The 22,283-nt window shown below is 71.7% G+C and carries 20 protein-coding genes and 2 pseudogenes; 11 read left to right on the top strand and 11 right to left on the bottom strand.

Annotated elements, in window-relative coordinates; all coding sequences use genetic code 11:
* Positions 1–273 precede the first annotated feature (273 nt).
* Positions 274–1,542, top strand: coding sequence for a fatty acid desaturase family protein (locus ACH4S7_RS20160; protein ID WP_398522574.1), 1,269 nt, complete (start codon positions 274–276; stop codon positions 1,540–1,542).
* A 69-nt stretch (positions 1,543–1,611) separates the two neighbouring features.
* On the top strand, positions 1,612–1,794 hold the full coding sequence (locus ACH4S7_RS20155; RefSeq protein ID WP_398522573.1) for a hypothetical protein: 183 nt from the start codon (positions 1,612–1,614) through the stop codon (positions 1,792–1,794).
* 166 nt (positions 1,795–1,960) lie between these two features.
* On the opposite strand, the gene ACH4S7_RS20150 is transcribed toward ACH4S7_RS20155, so the two are convergent.
* On the bottom strand, positions 1,961–2,260 hold the full coding sequence (locus ACH4S7_RS20150) for a hypothetical protein (RefSeq protein WP_398522572.1): 300 nt from the start codon (positions 2,258–2,260) through the stop codon (positions 1,961–1,963).
* Between the two features lie 106 nt (positions 2,261–2,366).
* A complete protein-coding gene (locus ACH4S7_RS20145; RefSeq protein WP_398522571.1) occupies positions 2,367–2,939 on the bottom strand; it encodes a GNAT family N-acetyltransferase in 573 nt (190 codons plus the stop codon).
* Positions 2,940–3,473: 534 nt separating this feature from the next.
* On the opposite strand from ACH4S7_RS20145, the gene ACH4S7_RS20140 reads away from it, so the two are divergent.
* On the top strand, positions 3,474–3,878 hold the full coding sequence (locus ACH4S7_RS20140) for a roadblock/LC7 domain-containing protein (RefSeq protein WP_398522570.1): 405 nt from the start codon (positions 3,474–3,476) through the stop codon (positions 3,876–3,878).
* Between the two features lie 137 nt (positions 3,879–4,015).
* Here the strand turns inward: ACH4S7_RS20140 and ACH4S7_RS20135 are convergent, their stop codons facing one another.
* A complete protein-coding gene (locus tag ACH4S7_RS20135) occupies positions 4,016–4,309 on the bottom strand; it encodes a hypothetical protein (RefSeq protein WP_398522813.1) in 294 nt (97 codons plus the stop codon).
* Here ACH4S7_RS20135 and ACH4S7_RS20130 point away from each other — a divergent pair.
* Positions 4,206–4,898: pseudogene (locus ACH4S7_RS20130) on the top strand (DUF6397 family protein); the annotation flags it as partial. The gene ACH4S7_RS20135 and the pseudogene ACH4S7_RS20130 sit on opposite strands and share 104 nt — an antisense overlap.
* A gap of 304 nt (positions 4,899–5,202) precedes the next feature.
* Here the strand turns inward: ACH4S7_RS20130 and ACH4S7_RS20125 are convergent.
* Positions 5,203–5,403 (bottom strand): annotated as a pseudogene (locus tag ACH4S7_RS20125) (hypothetical protein); the annotation flags it as partial.
* Between the two features lie 71 nt (positions 5,404–5,474).
* Positions 5,475–5,765, bottom strand: coding sequence for a hypothetical protein (locus tag ACH4S7_RS20120; protein WP_398522569.1), 291 nt, complete (start codon positions 5,763–5,765; stop codon positions 5,475–5,477).
* 513 nt (positions 5,766–6,278) lie between these two features.
* On the opposite strand from ACH4S7_RS20120, the gene tdh reads away from it, so the two are divergent.
* From tdh to ACH4S7_RS20105, 3 genes are all read left to right on the top strand, one after another.
* Positions 6,279–7,307, top strand: a complete 1,029-nt coding sequence (tdh, locus tag ACH4S7_RS20115; RefSeq protein WP_398522568.1) for an L-threonine 3-dehydrogenase — start codon at positions 6,279–6,281, stop codon at positions 7,305–7,307.
* 82 nt (positions 7,308–7,389) lie between these two features.
* Positions 7,390–8,571, top strand: a complete 1,182-nt coding sequence (locus ACH4S7_RS20110; RefSeq protein WP_398522567.1) for a glycine C-acetyltransferase — start codon at positions 7,390–7,392, stop codon at positions 8,569–8,571.
* 44 nt (positions 8,572–8,615) lie between these two features.
* Complete coding sequence (locus tag ACH4S7_RS20105; RefSeq protein ID WP_398522566.1) at positions 8,616–9,551, top strand: LysR family transcriptional regulator; 936 nt, start codon at positions 8,616–8,618, stop codon at positions 9,549–9,551.
* 122 nt (positions 9,552–9,673) lie between these two features.
* Here ACH4S7_RS20105 and ACH4S7_RS20100 read toward each other — a convergent pair whose 3' ends face one another.
* Positions 9,674–11,860, bottom strand: coding sequence for an ATP-binding protein (locus tag ACH4S7_RS20100; protein ID WP_398522565.1), 2,187 nt, complete (start codon positions 11,858–11,860; stop codon positions 9,674–9,676).
* A 29-nt stretch (positions 11,861–11,889) separates the two neighbouring features.
* Positions 11,890–12,402, bottom strand: coding sequence for an SRPBCC family protein (locus tag ACH4S7_RS20095; RefSeq protein ID WP_398522564.1), 513 nt, complete (start codon positions 12,400–12,402; stop codon positions 11,890–11,892).
* A gap of 501 nt (positions 12,403–12,903) precedes the next feature.
* Between ACH4S7_RS20095 and ACH4S7_RS20090 the strand changes: the two genes are divergently transcribed.
* On the top strand, positions 12,904–14,127 hold the full coding sequence (locus tag ACH4S7_RS20090) for an MFS transporter (RefSeq protein ID WP_398522563.1): 1,224 nt from the start codon (positions 12,904–12,906) through the stop codon (positions 14,125–14,127).
* A 51-nt stretch (positions 14,128–14,178) separates the two neighbouring features.
* Here the strand turns inward: ACH4S7_RS20090 and ACH4S7_RS20085 are convergent, their stop codons facing one another.
* Positions 14,179–14,883, bottom strand: coding sequence for a hypothetical protein (locus ACH4S7_RS20085; protein WP_398522562.1), 705 nt, complete (start codon positions 14,881–14,883; stop codon positions 14,179–14,181).
* Positions 14,884–15,371: 488 nt separating this feature from the next.
* Here ACH4S7_RS20085 and ACH4S7_RS20080 point away from each other — a divergent pair, with 488 nt between their 5' ends.
* Positions 15,372–15,833, top strand: a complete 462-nt coding sequence (locus ACH4S7_RS20080) for an SPW repeat protein (RefSeq protein WP_398522561.1) — start codon at positions 15,372–15,374, stop codon at positions 15,831–15,833.
* 100 nt (positions 15,834–15,933) lie between these two features.
* Here the strand turns inward: ACH4S7_RS20080 and ACH4S7_RS20075 are convergent, their stop codons facing one another.
* The 3 genes from ACH4S7_RS20075 to ACH4S7_RS20065 form a co-directional block, all read right to left on the bottom strand.
* Positions 15,934–16,665, bottom strand: a complete 732-nt coding sequence (locus ACH4S7_RS20075; protein WP_398522560.1) for a DUF2470 domain-containing protein — start codon at positions 16,663–16,665, stop codon at positions 15,934–15,936.
* 183 nt (positions 16,666–16,848) lie between these two features.
* Positions 16,849–18,864 carry a GTP-binding protein gene (locus ACH4S7_RS20070; protein WP_398522559.1) on the bottom strand — a complete coding sequence of 672 codons (2,016 nt, stop codon included), beginning with the start codon at positions 18,862–18,864 and terminating at the stop codon, positions 16,849–16,851.
* Between the two features lie 184 nt (positions 18,865–19,048).
* Entirely contained in the window at positions 19,049–19,279 is a 231-nt protein-coding gene (locus ACH4S7_RS20065) for a DUF6296 family protein (protein WP_398522558.1), read from the bottom strand.
* A gap of 201 nt (positions 19,280–19,480) precedes the next feature.
* Here ACH4S7_RS20065 and ACH4S7_RS20060 point away from each other — a divergent pair, with 201 nt between their 5' ends.
* Positions 19,481–19,681, top strand: a complete 201-nt coding sequence (locus ACH4S7_RS20060; protein ID WP_398522557.1) for a hypothetical protein — start codon at positions 19,481–19,483, stop codon at positions 19,679–19,681.
* Positions 19,682–19,693: 12 nt separating this feature from the next.
* A complete protein-coding gene (locus ACH4S7_RS20055) occupies positions 19,694–22,090 on the top strand; it encodes an FxsB family cyclophane-forming radical SAM/SPASM peptide maturase (RefSeq protein ID WP_398522556.1) in 2,397 nt (798 codons plus the stop codon).
* Positions 22,091–22,283 lie beyond the last annotated feature (193 nt).

Genomic DNA, 22,283 nt, shown 5'->3' with positions numbered 1-22,283 from the left:
GATGACGCATTCCTCAAATTTGACTAGAAGGAGGCGGAATCGCCGAGGGTACCTGACCCGGAACCCGCGCGGGGCGTTCGGGGATGTGTTCCGGCTCACGTGTACTCGGGTGGCCGAGGGGTGGTGTACTCAACACCACCCCGGGGTGCGGGTTGCCCCCCACCGGATCCGGGGGATGGCGCCATGGCCGCGCACGGGCGCCCTTACCTAGGTTTTCTCGGGTCAGCACAGTCGCGTACGTCCACGTACGGCCCACAGACCGGAGACACCGTCATGCCCCAGGCCATCGCAGATGTCGGGGACTCCCCGGCCACATCCGCCACCGGCCGGAAACGGGGCTCAGGGGCCGCATCCGCAGGTGCGAAACGGAACCCCGGCAGCAATTTCGCACCCCTCCTGCGGATCGTCAAGGAGCAGGGACTACTGGAGCGTCGCACAGCCTGGTACGCCCGGACCATGGCCGTCAATCTGGGCGGACTCGCCGCGGTCATCACCGCTGTGGCGCTCGTCGGCGGCTCCTGGTGGGTACTCCTCCTCGCGCCGGCGCTGGCACTGCTCTCCACCCGTACCGCTTTCTTCGCCCATGACGCCGGACACGCGCAGATCACCGGCGACCGGCGCAAGAGCCGGCTCCTTCAGCTCTTCCTCGGCAATCTGCTGCTCGGCATGAGCCAGCAGTGGTGGAACGACAAGCACAATCGCCACCACGCCCATCCGAACCACATCGAGAAGGATCCCGATGTACGGGCGGACATCCTGGTCTTCACCCAGAAGCAGGCCGTGGGCCGTACGGGGTTCCGCGGCTGGCTCACCCGCCATCAGGCGTGGCTGTTCTTTCCGCTGACCACCCTTGAGGGCATCGCGCTCAAGGTCTACGGATTCCGTGCCGTGTTCGCGAAATCCCCGGGCTCGCGACCCCCCGCGCCGGGCCGGAACTCCCCGGGCTCGCAGTCTCCGGACGTGAAGCCCTCAGGTTCGTCGTCCTCTTCCAACTCCTCCGACTCTCCCGAGGCGACCCCGACGGCAACCCGGCCGGTGGGGCCTCCGGGGGACGGGCCCAGTCCGTCCCCGCGGGCGCGGGCGGTCGAGGGTCTGTCGCTCGCCGCCCACGTCATCGGGTATGTGACCCTGCTGCTCACCACGATGCCGCTCGGTCAGGCCCTGCTCTTCGCCCTCATCCACCAGATGCTCCTCGGGCTTCACCTGGGTATGGCCTTCGCGCCCAACCACAAGGGCATGGAGATGCCGCCCGACGAGGAGAGCGGCGAGCGCTGGGGGCATCTGCGCCGCCAGGTGCTCACCTCGCGCAACGTCCGGGGCGGACCGGTGACGGACTGGTTCCTGGGTGGCCTGAACTACCAGATCGAACACCACCTCTTCCCGAACATGCCGCGCCCGAACCTCAGGCTCGCGCAGCCGCTGGTGCGCGCGCACTGTCACGCGCTCTCCCTCTCGTACGCCGAAACCGGGCTGGTGGAGTCCTACCGGCAGGCGCTGGCCCATATGCGTGAGGTCGGCGAACCGCTGCGGGCGGACGCATAGTGGAACTGTGAGGGGTGGCTGCGCGTTCCCCAGGAAGAGACGGCCAAGGCCGTGCAAGGAGGCGTCGAGATGTCGACACGTACGAAGCTCGTCATCGGGGGAGTGGCCGTCGGCCTGCTCCTGATGCCGCTGATCGGATTCTGGTTGTCGCTGCTGGTGGTGATCGGGGTGCCCACGGTGGCGTATCTGATGCTCGACCCCAGTCAGCGCCGCAGGCTGCGGAGGGTTTCCCGCAAGGAGCTGGGCCGCTGAGACCGGGAGCCCTGGCCGCCGCGCCCGCCGTGTGAGCGGCGGGCGCGAGCTGGGGTTCCTGGTTCCGTTGAGGGGAGGCTTCGTGCTGTCGTAGCTGGGGTGCTCCCCGGGCGGCGGGGCGAGGGCGCCCCGTGGCCCCTATCCGGCGATCCGCGCCGCCCGTCCGTCACGCGGCGGGTAGGCCCAGCAGGCTCCGTGCCACCGTCCCGGGTGACTCACCCCGCTCGCGGGCGAGGGCGATGACGGCGCGACAGGCCAGTTCGTCGACCCCGAAGGAGAGTGCCTCGGGCGAGACCCAGCCCCCGGCCTCCTCCATCCGGTCCTGATCATCCTCCGCACGTCCGGCTACATAGGTCGCGGCCGCCTCGAACAGATTGTGCTGTCGCGAGCGGGTCGGCGCCGGGGCCGGTATCTTCTCCGGGCGGCGTCCGATTCGCGCGCGGATTCCACTCAGCCTGTCGAACATCCGGTCCACCCTCCGCCAGGGGCGGCGGTCGCCGCCGATCTCTCAGGTCGTCAGGGTGTCCATGCCCAGGGCGCGTTGACTCCATCCCGTATCCGGGTGCCTGCTCTCAGCCCGCCGCCTCGCCATGACGCTGCCAGTCACTCCTGGTCAGGGTGTATTCGACCTCTCCCAGCTCGGATCCGTCGATGCGGTCGGGCCACTCCTCGAAGTACGTGCGGACGTACCGCAGACCGGCCTTCTCCATGACCCGCCGCGAACGCACGTTGACCGTCATCGTGTTCGCGGTCACCAGCTCCACGCCCAGCTCCGTGAAGCCGGTACGGATCAGGGCGCGCGCTCCCTCGGTGGCACAGCCTCGGCCCCATGCGGCTCTGTTGAGCCGGTACCCGAGTTCGACCACGGCGGTGCTGTCGTCGCGGACCGGACGGAACTCGAACCAACCCAGGAACGTCCCGCTCGCCCGGTCCTCGGCCGCCCAGTAGCCGGGCTTGTCGAGACACGGAATGCGCCGGCTCAGTCGGGGCAGCACATCAGCCCGCACCGCGGACCGTGTCGTCGGGCGGCCGCCGTTGAGAAAGCGCATGACCTGAGGGTCGCTGTCGAGGTCGAGGAGATGGTCGAGGTCGGCCGCGTCGAAGGCGCGCAGGGACAGTCGTTCGGTCGTGAGGAGGACGGTCATGGCTCCCATCTTCGCGACCCGCGGCCGTCGCCCGCCACCCGATTGTGTCGGTCTGGGTTCCTCGTCCGGCCCCTGCAGCCGGGCCGCTGACCAGCCGACTTATGGAGAAATTCCATGGCGGTGGCCTACGGGGAGTCTGCCGTTGCCGGCCGTGGGCAGGCGGATCGACGGATACCAGATGAACCGTTCGACGCCGTGGAATTACCGGTCGCGGGCCATTCGGAGCGGCGAGCGTGATACCTGGCGGATTCGGGCGGGAATACCCCCGGCAGAGGTTTCCGCCGTGAGTTGGATTCTTATGGCTGCCATAAGGTTCTTCGCACGCACGATCCGGTTCCCGGAACTCTGTCCGGGTGGAGTGACGTACGTGATCATGTGCCGATGGGCCTGTTCGCGCGGCGCCTTGAATATGCCGCTCGAATGTACGGCGAACTATTGCTCGATTCGATAGGTCGGTTGCACCTTGCCCTACCGCTCCGGGTACGAAAAGCTTACGGGCGCCACGGGGAACGCATGCGCTGGGAAGGAACAACCATGCCGCTGGACAAAGGACTTGACTGGCTGCTCGACGATCTCACCAAGCGGATACAGCACGTCAGGCACGCACTGGTGCTGTCCAATGACGGCCTGGTGACCGGGGCGAGTACGGGGCTGGAGCGGGAGGACGCCGAGCATCTCGCGGCCGTCTCCTCCGGTCTGCACTCCTTGGCCCGTGGCTCGGGACGACACTTCCGCGCGGGCCGGGCCCGACAGACCATGGTCGAGTTCGACGAGGCGCTGCTCTTCGTCACGGCCGCGGGGGAAGGGAGCTGTCTCTGTGTCCTGAGCGAGGCCGAGGCGGACGTCGGCCAGATCGCGTACGAGATGACGCTCATGGTCAACCGAGTCGGCGAGCATCTCGGTGTCGAAGCCAGGCAGCCAGGGATCAACCGACGCTGAGCTGCGCATACTTCGCCGGCAATCACCCGCGGCCCGGCCTTCACCGGGTCTGTGGCCGAACTGATCCGCGGAGTTATCCACAGGCCGGGCGAGAGCGCGCGGTGCCGGGCTAGGGTCATCACCGAGAGTAAGCAACCTCACGGGGAGACCGACATGGCAGCGCGCGCGACAGCTTGGACGGCGGACAGGACGGCACGGACAGCGGGCACCACGGGACCGACGGCGGACGGGACGGCGTGGACGACGGGCACCACGGGACCGACGGCGGACGGGACGGCGTGGACGACGGGCACCACGGGACCGACGGCGGAGGCGGCAGCGCGCGCGGTGGTACCGCAAGCGGCCTTACCCACCCTGCCCTCAAGCCGGGCCGCCCATGAACTGGGGCTGAGGAGCACGGAATTCGGGCTCGCGGTCGGCCTGGGGTACATCGGCACCACATCGGCACCGGGTGGCGGCCCACCACGGATCGCCCAGGCGGAGGTCGACCGGCTCCGCGGCTCCGAGGGTTTCCCCCGCACGCTGCGGGAGCGGGTGCGCGCGGTGGACACGCGCACGGGCGCGGAGCTCATCTCCATCAGCCCCTGGCGCTTCGGGCGGCTCGCCCGCACAGGCCACTTCACTCCGGTCCGTTTCTACCTCAACCGCTATCGCGCGGTCGTCTGGCTCTATCTCGCCGACGACGTGACGCGATGCGCGGCGGACCATCCCGGACTGCTGACTGGCCCGACCCCACCCGCGTTGCGGGCGATGCTGGATGACGGGGTGGACCGCCGCGCCAGCGCCTGGCGCGGGAGGCGGCTGGGGATGCTGCTGCGGACGGCGGAGGATCCGTGGCTGCGGGCGGCGACCGTCGCCGCCGTGCTCGATCCCAGCACCGTCGCCGAGGTGGTGGCCGATCCCGCCGAGCGCTCCCGGTTGCTGCTCGCGCGACCGGAGTTCGCTGACTTCCGCCCGAACTCCGCCGCCGCCCTCGCGGTGGTGGAGCGGTTGGTCCGGGCGGACCGCCCGGACGAGATTCGATGGCACCGGGCGCACCTGGCGCGAGCGGTGAGCCGTGCCCGGCAGGCAGGGTCCGCGTCCGGTCCGGCGAAGCCTGCTGGTTTCGGCGCCGGCTCCGCAGCCACCCTCCTGGTGCGGCGCGCTCCGCTCCACGGACCGGTTCTGTCGCCCCACCCCCACTCCCATCCCGATCCGGCGCCCTGCCCAGCGCCCCGCCCTGTGACCGGCGTCGGTTCCCGAAGCGACTCACGACCCGACTGCCCCGCTCATCGTCCCGCTGGCCGTCCCACCGGAGGCGGTCGGTCAGCGGATCGATCCGTGGTCAGAGGGCGTTCTGGTCAAAAACCGGATAGTTCACGGGAGGGTGCCAGGCTATGGGCGTTTCACTGGTTGCTCGTTTCGCGAAGTTCGAGATCATCGAGAGGCGGATCACGCTCTCGGAGTGCGCGGGTTTGGTCTCGTGGTCGCGGACGAGGCGGCGGTGCATCATGATGCACCCGAAACTCCGCTCCACGACCCCCCGGGGTCGGGAGCGACCGGCGGGTGGTGGGCCGATCCCGGGCCCGTCTGTGTCGCCCGGTGTCGGTCCGGGAGTCACGGGGTGCCGCTGGGTGCCGCGGGGACGGTGGCGCCGCCGCCCGCCGCCACCGCCTGCACCACGGCTTGGTGCAGAGCCCGGCTGTCGTCCTCCGTGGCGCAGTGCGTGGGGCTGCCCGACATCGTGAACCAGTCGGAGGCACCGCTGTACTGCACGGCGACGCGCGCTTCGCCGTCGGCCCAGGTGGTGTGCACGGAGAGGTCTCCGGTCAGGACGCCGACCTCGTCGGTGAGCACCCCTCCACGCCCGGAGTACACCCCGGTGGTCGTCCACGATGCCCAGCTCATCCTCCCAGGCTCGCACCGCCGGACCGTAAACGCGACCGATGTGACGGCTGGGGCGGCTTCTGGTGCGGTTCCACGGGAGGGGCTGGAGGGGCCGGGGGAAGGGGAGGGGCCCTCCGGGGGGCGACGCACGCACCGTGTCGCAGGGGTGCGGAGGCCGTGCTCACTCGCCGGCGGGCGTGCCCTATACGGCCCGGCCCTGTGCCCGGTCGGCCACGCGGTGTGACCGGATAAGTGCGGCCCCGCGTCGAGGACTCATGGCCGAGGCCCTCGGGTGCCACCTCGGGTGCGGGTCGCCCACCCGCGCGGTCTGTGTCCACCTCGTCGTCCGTCCCGTCGTATGAAGCTTCGCTGTGGGCCTGCTTAAGAAATCCTCGATGGACTCTCGGGGCCACGCTGGGCAGATTGGTGTGGGCCCGATGATCATCACTGACATAGTTTGTCGCGATCCAAGACATCTATGCAGTAGATCGTGTTTGTCATGAAGAATCCGATGTCACGCCTGGAGCCGCCCCGATGAAGGCACTTGTCAAGCAGCACGCCGAGCCCGGTCTGTGGCTCATGGACGTGCCGGAGCCGGAGACCGGACCGGGCGATGTGCTGATCAAGGTGCTCCGTACGGGGATCTGCGGCACGGATCTGCACATCCGCTCGTGGGACGCCTGGGCCCAGCAGGCCGTCACGGCACCGAGGGTCCTCGGTCACGAGTTCGCCGGTGAGGTCGTCGCCGTCGGTGCGGATGTCCGGGACATCGCCGTGGGCGATGTGGTGAGCGGCGAGGGGCATCTCGTCTGCGGCCGGTGCCGCAACTGTCTGGCCGGCCGACGCCATCTGTGCCGCAGCACCGTCGGCCTCGGCGTCGGACGGGACGGCGCGTTCGCCGAGTACGTCGCCCTGCCCGCGTCCAATGTGTGGGTGCACCGCACCCGGGTGGACCTGGACATCGCCGCGATCTTCGACCCCTTCGGGAACGCCGTGCACACCGCGCTCTCCTTCCCGCTCGTCGGCGAGGACGTGCTGATCACCGGCGCGGGCCCGATCGGCATCATGGCCGCCGCCGTCGCCCGGCACGCCGGCGCGCGCAATGTGGTGATCACCGACGTCAGCGAGCCCCGTCTGGAGCTCGCCCGCAAGGCCGGAGCCACCCTCGCGCTCAATGTCTCCGAGCACGGCATCGCCGAGGCGCAGCACCGGCTCGGCCTCAAGGAGGGCTTCGATATCGGCCTGGAGATGTCCGGCCGACCCGAGGCCATGCGCGACATGGTCGACAACATGACCCATGGCGGCCGTATCGCCATGCTCGGACTGCCGGCCAAGGAATTCGCCGTCGACTGGTCGAAGATCGTCACCTCGATGATCACAGTCAAGGGCATCTACGGACGCGAGATGTACGAGACCTGGTACGCGATGACGGTCCTGCTGGAGGCCGGACTCGACCTCAGCCCGGTCATCACCGGCAGCTACGGCCACCGGGACTTCGAAGCCGCCTTCGACGAGGCCGCCACCGCCCGCAGCGGCAAGATCATTCTCGACTGGACCCGCTGACCCCGGCCCGCGCCCACCCCGGAGCGCGATGAGCCCCCCGGCGGCGCCCGCCCACCGGACCACCCCCAAGGGAGCACCCACCATGTACGCGTCCGTCCGCGACGACCTCCGCACTGCCCTCGACGAGATCCGCGCCGCCGGTCTGCACAAGCCCGAGCGGGTCATCGGCACCCCGCAGGGGGCCACCGTCTCCGTCGCCTCCGGCGAGGTGCTCAATTTCTGTGCCAATAACTACCTCGGTCTCGCCGACCACCCCGAGGTCGTGGACGCCGCCAAGGAGGCCCTGGACCGCTGGGGATATGGCATGGCCTCCGTCCGCTTCATCTGCGGCACCCAGGATGTGCACAAGGAGCTGGAGGCGCGGCTCTCTGCCTTCCTCGGCCAGGAGGACACGATCCTCTACTCCTCCTGCTTCGACGCCAACGGAGGAGTCTTCGAGACCCTCCTCGGCCCCGAGGACGCCGTCATCTCCGACGCCCTCAACCACGCCTCCATCATCGACGGCATCCGTCTCTCCAAGGCCGCCCGCCACCGTTACGCCAACCGCGATCTCGCCGAACTGGAGCAGCGGCTCCAGGAGACCCAGGGCGCCCGGCGCCGCCTCGTCGTCACCGACGGGGTGTTCTCCATGGACGGCTATCTGGCACCGCTCGCCGCCATCTGCGACCTCGCCGACCGCTATGACGCCATGGTCATGGTCGACGACTCGCACGCCGTCGGCTTCGTCGGCCCGCAGGGGCGCGGCACGCCCGAGCTGGCCGGGGTCATGGACCGGGTCGACATCGTCACCGGCACCCTCGGCAAGGCGCTCGGCGGAGCGTCCGGAGGGTATGTCGCCGCCCGCGCGGAGATCGTCGCCCTGCTGCGGCAGCGCTCCCGCCCGTACCTCTTCTCCAACTCGCTCGCCCCCGTGATCGCCGCCGCCTCCCTGAAGGTCCTCGACCTGCTGGAGTCGGCCGGAAAGCTGCGGGAGCGGCTCAGCGAGAACACTGCCCTGTTCCGTACGGCGATGGTCGACGCGGGCTTTGAGGTCCTGCCCGGCGACCACCCCATCGCCCCCGTCATGATCGGCGATGCCGCCGAGGCGGCGCGGATGGCCGAACTTCTCCTGGAGCGGGGGGTGTACGTCATCGGATTCTCGTACCCTGTCGTCCCGATGGGGCAGGCCCGGATCCGGGTCCAGCTCTCCGCCGCGCACTCCACGGAGGACGTGGAGCGGGCGGTCGCTGCGTTCGTCGACGCGCGCCGTGCGTTGAAGGACTGACACCGAGGTCGGAGGGGGTCGGGCCCGGCTGGCAGGATGGTGGGGTGATCGACCCTCGACGGCTGCGCATCCTGCGGGCTGTGGCGGATCACCGTACGGTGACCGCCGCGGCAGCCACGCTCTACCTCACCCCGTCGGCCGTCTCCCAGCAGCTCAACGCGCTGGAGCAGGAGACCGGCCACGCCCTGCTGATCCGTAACGGCAAGGGGGTCCGGCTGACGGCGGCCGGCGAGATCCTGCTCCACCACACCCATGCCGTGCTCGCCCAGTTGGAACGCGCCGAGGCCGAGCTGGCCGCGTACGCGGGTGGTGCGGCAGGTGAGGTCACGGTCGCCGCCTTCGCTACCGGCATCGCTGAGGTGGTGGCCCCGGCGATCGGCCTGCTGGCCGCCGACCACCCCGGTATCGGAGTCCGGGTCCGGGACGCCGAGGGGGACGAGAGCCTGCCCCTGGTGCTCGATGGCGAGGCGGACCTCGCGGTCGCGGTCGAGTACCGGGGAGCGCCCGGCGCCGACGACCGACGGCTGGCCCGGGTACCGCTCTACGCGGAACCCTTCGACGCCGTCCTGCGCGCGGACCACCCCCTCGGGGCGGCGGAGCGGGTCGCGCTCGCCGAGCTGGCCGACCACGACTGGATCGGTCCCTATCCGGGCAATCCCTGTCATGACATGGTGCTGCTCGCCTGCGAGCTGGCCGGTTTCCAGCCGCGACTGGTCCATTCGTCCGACGATTTCCGCGCCGTGGTCGCGCTCGCCGGGGCGGGAGCCGGGGTGGCGCTCGTGCCGCGTTCGGCGCTGCGCGGAATGGAACGCGGCGACACGGTCGTACGGCCGGTGTCCGGTCCGGCCGCGACGCGGCGGGTCTTCGCTGCGGTACGGCGGGGCGCGGAGCACCATCCGCTGATCAGCCCGGTCCTGCTGGCCCTGGAGAAGGCCGCGGCGGAACGCCAGTGGCTCGGTGCGCCGGACTCCTCCGGCTGATCCCCGAGCGGGTCGACTCCCGAGCGGGTCGACTCCCGAGCGGGACCGGTCCGGCCCGCAGCCGGAGCCCTGATAGAGGGCCCGCGGGCCCGTCTCGGCCTCCGGGGCGATCGAGCTGGGGTCTACCCGGGGGGCGGTATCAGCGCCGCCTTCAGCCCCGCCTCCAGATCCGCGTTCACGCCGCGCGTGAACGCCGCCTCGTAGACCTGGTCGCCGACATCGGCACGGGCCGCCCGTTCGCACTGTTCGCGCACCGCGCCCAGTTCCGGAGTGCCCCGCTGCGGGTGACCGACCGTGCTCCAGAACGCCTGGCCCGTGCCGTACACCAGCCCCGCGTGCTCGCCGTCGCCCGCCGCCGCGACCGCCGCGGCCAGGACGTCGAGCCCCAGCGCGACTCCGAAACTGTCGCCGATCCCCTTCTTGCACGCGAGCATCGCGCGCGCGTGCTCGGCCGCCTCCAGCGGCTCTCCTCCGAAGAGCGCGATCAGACAGAGTTGGTAGTCGAGATAGGCGCGGGTCCAGGACTCGCCCCGCTCCACACAGCCCCGCCGCAGTGCCAGCGCCCGCTCACGGGCCTCGGGCAGCCGGCCGAGCCCGGTCAGCGCGAATACCTGTACCAGATGGCAGCGGAGCCCGGCCGGGGAGACGAACGGATCGCCCGGAGACCGGTCCAGCGCCTGCGCGGCCAGCCGATCGGCCGCCAGTGGCCGGCCGGTCAGCAGGGCGATGAGGCCGCCGAGGTACCCCGCCGCGAGAGCCCCCTCCACATCCCCGTCCAGGCGGGCCGAGCGCGTGCATTCGTCGCTGACCCGCTGAGCCGTCCCGTACTCCCCCTGGAGGGTGACGGCGACCCCGAGCGCCCACAGCGCGCGCGTCCGGTCCGGGCCGCCACCGGGGTGCGCGGCCAGGGTCTGCTCCAGGTAGTCCCGTGCTTCGTGGAGGTGGCCGCAGCAGCTCCAGAAGAATCCGAGCAGTCCCGCCAGCCGCAGCGCCCGCACCGGTGACGTGGCCAGGAAGTGGTCGAGCGCCGTGCACAGATCGGTGTGCGCGGCGCCGACCGTGCGGTACCAGTGGGCCTGCTCGGGGCCGAGCCAGCCGGCGTCCGCGCGGTGCGCGAACAGCAGGAAGTGCTGGGCGTGCCGCTCCGCCACGGCGCTCTGCTCGCCCAGGGCACGCAGCCACAGACCGCCGTACTCCCGGATTCCGTCGAGCATCCGGTAGCGCACGCCGTCGGAGCCCGGCGTTCTGACGATCCGGACCACGGACCCGGTCACCAGTCGGTCCAGCAGTGGTCCGACCTGATCGGCCGTCAGGGGTTCGCCGGTGCAGACCGCCCGCGCGGACGCTTCGTCGAAATCGCCCCGGAAGACGGTCAGTCGGGCCCAGAGCAGCCGTTCGGACGGGGCGCAGAGCTCATGGCTCCACCCGATGGTGGTGAGCATCGCCCGGTGGCGCTCCGGGTGCACGGGGAGACCGGCGGGAGTCTTCAGCACGTCGAAGCGGGAGGTGAGCCGGCGGGCGACCCGCTCGACCCCCGAGCGGGCGGCGTGCGCCGCCGCCAGCTCCAGCGCCAGCGGAATGCCTTCGAGTCGACGGCAGATCCGGGTCACGGCGGCAGCGGTCCGGCGGGTGTTCGCCGCGCTCGGGTCCTCGGCCGATCCCGCCGGCCCGTCCTCCGCCCGCGCGTGCTCCGCCGAGCTGCCGTCCGTCTCGAAGCGCCCCGCACCCGGGAAGCCGGCGGGCCCTGAGGATCCCGCGGGCCCCCGGGCCCGCGTGCCGCGTGCCGCCTCCGCCATCCGCTGCCGGAACAGCTCCTGGGCGTCCGCCCCCTGGGCCGGGAACGGCTCCACCTCGATCAGCCGCTCGTCCACCATCCCCAGCGGCTGCCGGCTCGTGGCCAGCACGGTCAGCCCCGGAACCACCGTCAGGAGATCGCCGACCATCGTCCGGCAGGCGTCGACCAGATGTTCGCAGGAGTCCAGCACCAGCAACAGCCGCTTGTCCGCGAGCCACTCGCACAAGGCGTCGACCGGCATCCGCGGCGTGTGGTCGGAGAGGTCGCAGGCGTCCGAGACCGTGGGCAGCAGCAGCCGATCCCCGGACAACGCCGCCAGATCCGCCCACGCCACCCCGTCGGGGAACGAGCCGGCCGCCCGCCGCGCGGCCCGCAGGGCGAGCCGTGACTTACCGACACCACCGCTGCCCACCAGGGTGATCAGCCGATGACGCATCATTGCCCGACGGAGCTCGAGCAGCTCCCGGTCCCGTCCGACGAAACTGGTGGATTCTTCGGGAAGGTTGCCCAACACGAGGGACAGTCTCCCGTATACCGGGACCTTCAGGAACCGGTCGGTGGTGACTCCATCGCCTTCTTCAGATTGCTCAGTGTTCTGCGGATGTTCGCACGCTGGAAATCGGCGAAGGTGTGGCCGCGGGTCGCCAGCCGGTCGAAGGCGTTGGCCAAGGCGTCGGGCCACGACCTGCGGTCGTCCCGCCAGGTCTCGGTCACCCGCGTCCCGCCGTCGACCGCGTCGAAGCGGTACTCCCAGGTGGCGATCCGGCCCCGCAGGATCGGCCGGCGCCCGCCGATGGCGTGCACCCGGAAGGCGAAGCGCTCGCCCGGGTCCGCCGCCAGGACCGTGCACCGCGTGGTCCAGCGCAGCGGACCGCGCCGGTTGTGGCCGTCGAACACCATGCCCACATACGCGCCCGTGCTCTCGCCGCGCACCGTCGCGCCCAGGTTCTCCGGGCTCCACCGGCCCATCAGGCGCGGATCGCTCACCCGTTCGTAGATCGTGGCAGGGGCGGCCTGGATGACGATGCTGTCCGAGACCGCCAGGGTTCGTGCCATGGTGGACGACTCCGATCCGTTGGATTCCGTACTGTGTTCGGGCCCATGCCCCGTGGGCGGGATTCAACCCCTCGCCACGGTGGGCCCCGGCGTCTTCGGCGAACCCCGCCCGCGCGGGGTGTCCGTCGGGTACCGGCCTCGCACATGATCGCCGGCCCCCGCCGCGCCTCGGCGCGCGGGGGCGGACCGTGTCGGCGGGGCGGGGGAGTCCGGGCCGGCCCCGGGTCGCGCTGTCGGCCCGCGCGGCCCGGAGGGCGTCCGCTGCCGTAGCGCCGGAAACACATCCCCCGGCACACACACGCCGCGTGCGGCGGAGCGCCCGCCCGCCGTCCGCGTGGAGTCCGTACCGCCGTCGGACGCGGTCCGCGTCACCCCCGTACCATGCGTGCGACGATATAGAGCGCTTGCAATTAAATGTGCCTGCAATTATTGTGAGCGCCTGCGAAGTGCTGAAGGCGGTCACCCCGCGGTCCGCCGAAGCGATCACCCCGGAGGTCTCCTGTGCCCCTCGCCCTGCTCGCCCTGACCGTCGGAGCCTTCGGGATCGGCATGACCGAGTTCGTGATCATGGGGCTGCTCCCCGAGATCGCGACGGACTTCGGGGTCTCGATCCCGACCGCGGGCTTCCTCGTCACCGGCTACGCGCTCGGTGTGGTGCTCGGTGCCCCGCTGATGACCGCTCTCGGCACGAGGATCTCCCGCAAGCGGATGCTGATGCTGCTGATGGGCCTGTTCATCGTCGGCAATCTGCTCTCCGCGCTGGCTCCGGGGTACGAGGCGATGCTGGCCGGCCGGGTCGTCTCCTCGTTCGCGCACGGGGCGTTCTTCGGCATCGGGTCGGTCGTCGCCGCCGATCTGGTCGCCCCCGGGAAGAGGGCCGGGGCCATCGCGACGATGTTCACCGGACTGACTGTCGCGAATGTCGTCGGGGTCCCCCTGGGCACCTTCATCGGCCAGAACGCGGGCTGGCGCGTCACCTTTGTGGTCGTCGCCGCCCTTGGTGTGGTCGGACTGCTCGGGGTGGCCCGATTGGTGCCCGAACGGCCCGTGCCCGAGGGGGGCGGTCGGCTGCGACACGAGGTCGCCGCCTTTCGGAACGCCCAGGTCCTGCTGGCCATGGCGATGACGGTGCTCGGCTTCGGCGGAGTCTTCGCCGCGATCACCTACATCACTCCGATGATGACCGAGGTCGCGGGATTCGCCGACTCGTCCGTCACCTGGCTGCTGGTCCTGTTCGGCCTCGGCATGGTCGCCGGGAATCTGATCGGCGGCCGATTCGCGGACCGCGCCCTGATGCCCCTGCTCTATGTGTCACTCGGCGCGCTCTCCGTCGTCCTCGCCCTCTTCACCCTCGCCGCCCACCACAAGGTCACCGCGGCGATCTCGATCGTCCTCATCGGCGCATGCGGCTTCGCGACCGTGCCCCCGCTCCAGAAGCGCGTTCTCGACCAGGCGTCCGGCGCCCCCACCCTCGCGTCCGCCGTCAACATCGGGGCCTTCAACCTGGGCAACGCCCTCGCCGCCTGGCTCGGCGGAGCGGTGATCACGGCCGGACTCGGCTACACCGCCCCCAACGCCCTCGGCGCCGCGCTCGCCGCATCGGCCCTCGTGCTGGCCGTCGTTGCCCATGCCCTGGAGCGCCGTAGGAAGGCCACGCCCAGCCGGCTGGTCACGGGCTCGGTCGTCGCCGCGGTCCCGTCGGCCGCCTCCGGGCGCCGGTCGTAGCGCGGGCGGCCCGGGTGGCGGGCTCCGTTAGGGACCCGCCACCCGGGTGGGTCAGCGGAGCGCCGGTGCGGTGACGGCCGTCTCCAGGCCGGGCAGATCCGCCAGCCAGGACAGGTCCGGCACCGCCGGAGTGCTGAGTGAGTCCGGCGCCGTGGGTGTCGCGAGGAGTGCCGGGAACGCGGGAGTCGTGGTGAGGGCGGGTGCCGCCGGAGTGGTGGAAGTGGCAGAAGTGGTGGGCGTCGCCGGAACCGCCGACACATCGATCGCCGAGAGCTCCTCCCACCTCGCGAGCGTGTCCCGTACCGCGGCCGTCACCGTGGCCGCGTCGGCCGTTCCCGTACCGGCGATGTCGATCAGGTCGGCGAACGCCGTCCCGAACGCATCGATCGAGTCGGTCAGCTCGTCGGCGCGGGCGGCTCGATCCGCCGTGGCGGTCGCCGTCTCCGTCGCGGACGTCAGGGCGAGCGACGCGTCCTGTGCGAGTGCCGCCGCGTCCGACAGTCGCCCGCCCTCCGCCGCCAGCAGGCCGTCGATTAGGTCGGTGACGGCGCTCGGCACCCTCCCGGTCTCCCGCAGGGCATCGATCCGTTGGTTCAGCTCTGCGGCACCGGGAATCGACACCCCCGTGGAGGTCGCGGTGGCGGGGGAGGGGTCGGGCACCGAAGTGAGCGCGGACGCGGGGCCGATGGCCGCCAGGACGAACGCGGCGCACAGGGCGGGCGGGACGAGGGTGCGGGACAGCGGGGCGAGACGCATGGGGAATTCCTTCCGGACGAGGGGTCGGTCGCTCGCTCACCGTCGAAAGTCCCACCTCTCGCCGCAACCGCGCCATGCTCCGACCCCTTGGCGCGTCTTCTCCGTCCCGTAGCACCTGACCTGCGTCTTCGCCGTACGCGGTCAGTCGTGGCGCGGGTGCTGCCATCCGTGTGAGCGCGGTCCGGCCGAGATCATCCGGACGGCCGAGCGGTCTTCCGGAGGTCGGGCGGCGGCGTTGGGCCCGCACGGTCCTCCCGCTGTGACCGGCGCCCCGAGGGTCCCCGAGGGTCCGCGAGGCGCGGCGGGTCGACGGTCGGACGTCCGCGACGGTGATCGCCGTGGATCGCCGTGGATCCCCCGCGAACCAAGCGGAATCCATTGCTCCGTTCGACTGTCCATAAAGAACAGATAAGAGCAAAATGGAGAGGCGGGGCCGCGCGTCCCGCACCACGGCCAGATGGACAGCGCAGCAGAAGGAGGCGAGTCGTATGGCCGGCGTCTCACACCGGGGAGATCTGGCGGATCACCCCGACATCACGGAAATGCGGGACCGTTACGCCCGCGTGCTCGGCGGGCGCGATGTCGCGCTCATGGACGGCCCGGTGTTCCTGGTCGGCCTGGCGTGCGCGATCTCCCCATGGGTGGTCCACTTCTCCGGCAGTCAGCCCGCCCTCGCCACCCACAACCTGATCATGGGTGTGGCGATCGTCGTGCTCGCGCTCGGATTCACCGCCGCGCCGGCGCGGATGTACGGGCTGAGCTGGGCCATGTGCGCGATGGGAGTGTGGCTGATCATCGCACCCTGGATCGTGGGCAGTGGCCCGGACAAGGGGGTCATCTGGACCAACATCGTCCTCGGCGGCCTCACCTTCCTGCTGGGCCTGGCGTGTACGGCCGCGTCGGCGCGGGGTGGCCGGAGCGGCCGATCCCCATCCCGATCCCGAGCCTGAGCCGCTGAGCCGGCATCACGTCCCGCGCCGGACGCGCGCGGTTGATGGCGGCCACCCCCCCCCCGCCGCGGCCACCCCCGGCGGGGGGTGGCCGCGGCCGTTAAGAGTCGCTGAACAGCCGGCTCCGCGACCGGTGTCGGGCCGATTCCAGCAGTGCGTGGATGTGCTCGCCCGCGTGGTCGGCGTCCTTGACCGGGGAGGCGAACGGCAGCCGCGCGTCCTCGTGGCCGTGCGCGTGCTCCAGCCGGAGGGTGATGCCGTAGCGGTCGATGGCGACCGGGAGCGCCCGCCGCACCCCCTGCGTCACCCGTGGTTTCACCAGGCGCAGCAGCAGGCCGACGACATCGCTGTGGTCGTCGATCAGATGGGTCAGCATTCCCGCCTCGCAGACGGCCAGTGGATCGGTGTCCGCCCGCATCAGTGTGTGCAGGTCCACCGTCGCCCGCCCGTCCGCCGTGTCCAGGACGGCGTGGGCGAACTCCATGCAGCGGCTGCCGTCCGGCGCCTGGTGCCGCGAGGAGTCCAGTAGCCGGCCGACGAGCAGGACCCGGGCGCGGACCCGGTCACGGACCGGCGTCGGCGCGATATCGGTGAACTCCAGCGTGGCGGGTACGGGATCGGCCCCCGGCGGGCCGGCGCCGAGGCCGCCCCCCTCGGCCGGCAGCGCGGGGTGCAGATGGATCTGCTCGGTCTCACCGGGCCCGTGCAGCCGGGAGACCTCGGTGCGCCCGGCGTCGGTGACGACGGTCATCGAGTCGGCCGCCGTCAGGATCGACCGGATTCGTTCCGCGCTCGTCGGTTGCGTTCGGGGGGCGGTGAACAGGCGGCGCATCCAGAACTCCACACTCGAAGGAACTTAGGTATGCCTAACCTAAGCCCAGGGTGGTCCTCCCGCCAAGCCCGCGGGCCCCGGCAGGCGTCCCGCCCAAGCCTGTCGGGGCGCGCCGACGGCCCCGCCCGTACGGCCCCGTGCGGACAGCGCGCCCCCAGCGGGTCCGGAGGCCGGCGCCCCCGGTCAGGCCCCGGGCGCCCGTCCGCCCACTCTCCGGAGGACCTTCAGCAGATACTCCTTCCGGTCGAGCGGATCGTGGTCGGTCCGGGGCCGCGTCGGCACGGCCCCCATGACGGGGTGATAGCCGTCGAACGCCGCCTCCAGCACCCCCTCACCCCGGGTCAGCGAAGGCAGCCGACGCTGGAGTTCACGCACCCGCGCGGCCGGGATCCTCCCCTCCAGCACACCGTCGCGGCCCGCCCGGACCGGAGTCAGAGTGGCCGCCCCCAGCCGCCCCAGCACCGGAACCAGCACACCGATCGCGTCGGCCGGGGCGTCCAGTCGGAAGTGGTGCATCGGCTCCAGGACCTGCGTCCCGGCCCGGCGCAGCGCGGCCATCAGCACCAGCGGTGTCAGATTCCTGAAGTCGCCCGCCGTGCTGGACATGCCCTTGTCGAAGACGGCGTGGGCATGACTCTGGCGCGGCCAGTAGCCGGAGTGGGTCAGGGTGACCACGCAGTCGGTGACCTCCCAGCCGTGGAGACCCTGCCGGAGCGTCTCCCGCACGGTCTCCTCCACCGCCACCATGAAGGCGTACGGCATCGACCCCAGCTCCACCCCCAGGCGGAACTCCACCCCGGCGCCGTCCGGGGCGGGTTCCACCCGCAGCCCGACGGTGGCCAGGAACGGGTTCGGCTCCTTGTCGATGATCTCGAACGCGGCCCCCGTGCCGACGGGCCGCTCCCGGCAGACCGTCGTCGTCTCGCGGAAGGTGACCGCCACCCCGAAATCGTCCGCCAGGGTCGTCTGGATGACCTCCTTCTGCACCTCTCCGTAGAGGGACACGGAGACCTCTCCCCGTCGGTCGTCCTGGCGCAGGTCGATCAGCGGATCCTGCTCGGCGAGCCGGGTGAGCGCCGCGTGCATCGCCCCGCTCGTGGACGGAGGTTCGGGGACGACGACCGTCTCCAGCGTCGGCGGCGCGAAATGACCGGCCGCGGCGATCTCGCCCGACGGCGTCGGGTCCCCGATCGTGTCCCCGATCCGTACCTCGCCGAACCCCCGCAGCCTGGCGATCTGCCCCGCCGCCACCCGCCCGCGCCGGGTGGCGGGTCCCCGGTCGAACACCTCGATCCCCGTGACCCTGCCCCAGGCGGAACGCCCGACGGGCAGCCGATCCCGGACCCGTACGGTGCCGCTCCGCATCCGGACGTAGGCGATCTTCTCGCCACCGGGGGCGCGTTCGACCTTGAACACCGTCCCCGAGACCGGCCCGGCGGCGTCCCCCTCGCCGCCGGGCAGTAGCTCCGCCATCCCGGCCATGAGCTGAGCCACCCCCGTGCCGGTGATGGCCGAGCCGAAGAACACCGGGTGCGTCACTCCCCGCGCGGTCTGCTCGGCGAGGGCGGTGCGGAGCCGGTCGTACGACACCGTCGTCTCGTCCGCGACATACGCGGCCAACAGCGCGTCGTCCCCGGTGGCGAGCAGGTCGACCAGCCCCTGGACGAAACCCGGTTCGGTCGCGCCGCGCGGGACGACGGAGGCGTCGCGGGTGCCCTCCCCGTGCACGTCCGAGGTCCTGATCAGCGCGGGGGTGAGCCTCTCGGCGACGCTCCGCAGCACCCGCCCGGTGTCGGCGCCCCGGCGGTCGACCTTGTTCACGAAGACGAGGGTCGGAAGGGACAGCCGGCGCAGGGTCCGCATCAGCACCCGCGTCTGCGCCTGCACCCCCTCCACGGCGGAGACGACGAGCACGGCGCCGTCGAGCACCCGGAGCACCCGCTCCACCTCGGCGATGAAGTCCGGGTGGCCGGGGGTGTCGAGCAGATTGACCGTGAGGTCGCCGATCGCGAACGATGCGACCGCGGACTTGATGGTGATGCCCCGCCGCCGTTCCAGCGCGAGGGAATCGGTGAGGGTGCTGCCGTCGTCGACGCTCCCCACGGTGTCGATGACCCCGGCGGCGTGCAGCAGCCGCTCGGTCAGGCTGGTCTTACCGGCGTCGACATGGGCCAGAATTCCGACGTTCAGTGTGCGCACGAACAGTCATGTCCTTCGGATTGACGGTGATGGCCTTCGCGATGGACACCAGAGATCCGCACACGACTGTTCTCCTTCGATCGATTCGCCGTCGTCCGGCAGTTCAGCAGGGCCGCCCCCGCGGCGGCAACCGATTAACCCCCGGACGTGACGGTCCGCGCCGCGCCGCGGACTCCCGCCGCCGTCAGCGCTCCAGCGGCCGTACGGTCACCGGCAACCCGGGCGCCTGATGGGCGCCGCTCGCCAGCATCCGGACTTCGCCGCGTTCGCTGATCTCGGCCCGCACGATCCCGGTGTCGTCCTCGTACACCGGATATCCGCCCGCGCCGGCCCGCTCGGTCCGGCGGACGACCACGACGTCGTCCTCCGTCCCCGATGCCGGAAAGACCAGCTCATAGCTCTCCGCGTACTCCATGGGGCCTCCTGACAGCCTGCCGGCGGCCGGACACTGCCACGTTCCATCCTTCCCCAGCCGCTGCCGTCGCGCCTGGGGAGTGGCCGGCTCACCGCCGTGAGCAGCACGTTTGAATTGGCCGGTGGGCGCCTTGCCGCCGGGGTGACGGTGTCGTCACGATGGGCAGTGCCGACCGGAGCCGTACACGCCGAGGAGAGCTCCATGGACAGCGCTCAGCCCACCACGATCCGTGGTCAGCTCCCCGACCACAGCACGATCCGTGGTCAGCTCCCCGACCACACTCGTACGCCGCTCCACCGGGTGCCGGAGCGGGACCGGATCGCCGTGCTGGCCCGGCTGGGGCCTGCGCGCGAGACCGGATCCGCCTTCCAGTCCTCGGGATCGGTCGAGCCCGCACCGTAGCCGGGTCCCCCCATGCCCCCGCGGACGCGGCCCTTCCGTCAGTTCGTGGTCAAGGTGCACAGCCGGTGTGACCTCGCCTGCGACCACTGTTACGTCTACCGGCACGCGGACCAGAGCTGGCGCGGTCGCCCGCCGACGATGTCCGACGAGACCTTCCGCCGCACCGCCGCCCGTATCGCCGAGCACGCCGGCGCGCACGGTCTCGCCCGCGTCCATGTGGTCTTCCACGGCGGTGAGCCGCTGCTCGCCGGACGGGAGCGGCTGCGCGGCTTCGCCCGGGAGCTGCGTGCCGCGCTGGACGGTGTCAGCGGTCTCGATCTGCGGATGCAGACCAATGGGCTGCGCCTCGACGACGCGTTCTGCGCCATGCTCGCCGAGGAGGAGATCGTCACCGCCGTCTCGCTCGACGGCGACCGGTCGGCGAACGACCGGCACCGGATCAGGGCCGATGGCTCGGGGAGCTACGCGTCCGTCGTACGGGCTATCCGCCGCATCGGCGCCCCCGCGCATCGGCGCGCCTTCGGCGGACTGCTGTGCACCGTCGACGTGACCAACGATCCGGTCGCCGTCTACCGGACCCTGGCCGGTCTCGACCCGCCCGGCATCGACTTCCTGCTGCCCCACGCCACCTGGGACCGGCCGCCGCCGCGCCGGGCGGGTGCCACGGAGTATGCCGACTGGCTGATCGCCGTCCACCGGCGGTGGACGGCCGACGGGCGGCCCGTCCGCATTCGGATATTTGAATCGATCACCCGGCTCGCACACGGTGGTATCAGTCTCACCGAGGCGCTGGGGCTCGGCAGTTCGGATCTGCTGGTGGTGGAGACGGACGGCGCGGTGGAACAGGCGGACTGGTTGAAGACCGTCGCGGAGGGAGCGCCCGCGACTGGTTTCCATGTGGCGCGCGACAGCTTCGACCGGGCCGCCGGCCACCCGGGGATCCTCGCCCAGCGGCAGGGCCTGGACGGCCTCGCGGCACAGTGCCGCGCCTGCCCCGTGGTCGCGGTCTGCGGCGGCGGACTCTACGCGCACCGCTTCCGCACCCCGCCGCGATCGCCCGCTGGGCAGGCGTTCGACAATCCCTCCGTCTACTGCGCCGACCTGCTGAAACTCATCGAGTACGTGGCCGGGGCCGATACCGCGACGGCCACCCACGGACTCCGACCCGGGCACTTCGACGAACTGGCCGCCGGGTTCGGCGGCGCTGCGGCCGTACGCGAACTGGCCCGTTCCCAGAGCGGACTGCGCCGGGTCCTGCTGGCCGCGGCCCACGACACGGCAGCCCGGTACGACCCCGCCGCCCGGTACGCATCGGCCGCGGGCGCCCCCGCAGCCCCCGACCCGGTCCCGGCCCCCGACCCGGCCGCACCGCGCGGAACGGTCTCCGTGGACGGGACGCCCGCCGTTCATGAACCCGCCCCCCGCCCGGCCGAACCCCATGAACCCCCCTTGCCCCCACCCCCGTCCGCCGCCTGGCGCGCCGTGCTCGCCCTGTCGCCCGCCGCCCTGGAGACGGCGCTCGCCGACCCCTGGATCCGGCCGTGGGCGCTGGCCGCCCGCGAGACCGGCCCGGGCGACCCCGGACGGCCCGCCGAGATCGCGCTGTCGGCCGCCACCCGCGCCGGGGAGCCGCTGACCCTGACGGTCCCGACCCGGTGCGGGACCGTACACCTCCCCGGTCTCGGACTGCTGACCACGGACGGTACGAGCCCGACACTGACGATCACGACCGGAGGCGGGCGGTTCCGCGTCCACGACGAGGCGCGGGACACCCCGGCGGACCGGGTCCGCTGGCAACCCCTGCGCCATCTGGAGGCGGACGGGGTACGGATCGCGTTGGAGGACCTCGACCCGTACCGGTGCCCGTTCCCGACCGGGGCCGCCCCTCGGCAGACCGATGCCGAACACCGCCACTGGCAGGAGCTGTTCCACGCAGCCTGGCGGATCGTCCGCACCGACTTCCCCCGCCACGCCGGGGGCGTAGCCGCCGCGCTGACCGCCGTCGTTCCGCTCTCCGCAGCCCCCGGCGCGGTCGGCGTCGAGACCTCCCGGCACGCCTTCGGCGCCATCGGTATCACGCCGCCCTCCTCGGCCGGGAGCTTCGCCCGGCTGCTGATCGAGGGGTGCCAGCACCTCAAACTCGACGCCCTGGCGGACCTGTACGACCTGCTCGCCCCCGGCGGCGGGAGCCATCGCGTGGCCTGGAGCGCGGAACCCCTCCCGCTGGAGACCGTGCTCCGGCAGACGTACACCCGGCTCGCACTCGGCGACCGGGGAACCGGTCCCCGGCGGGCGGAGCTGCTCGACGCGCTGGACACCCTGGCCGGGGCGGGCGCGCCCACAGCCGTCGGGGCGCGGCTGCTCGCCGGGATGCGGACGACGGCGCGGGCGCTCGGTACCTCTTGTTGAACCACAGCGCTAACCGCCGCGCGAACCGGCGTACGCCGGAGTGTCGCCCGGCGGGAGGTCGTGAACCGGTCCGCGCGACAACTGTCCCGCTCCCGCCTCTAGTACCGATGCTCGTTTTCGCGTTCCAATGGATTCTCAGCGTCTGCCCCCGGGCCCCGCGCCCCCCGGCGGACGGGCGGCGATCTCGGGGGAG

The sequence above is a fragment of the Streptomyces sp. NPDC020965 genome (assembly GCF_044333555.1).
Classification (GTDB): Bacteria; Actinomycetota; Actinomycetes; order Streptomycetales; family Streptomycetaceae; genus Streptomyces.
This window is presented reverse-complemented; position numbering and strand designations above follow the sequence as displayed.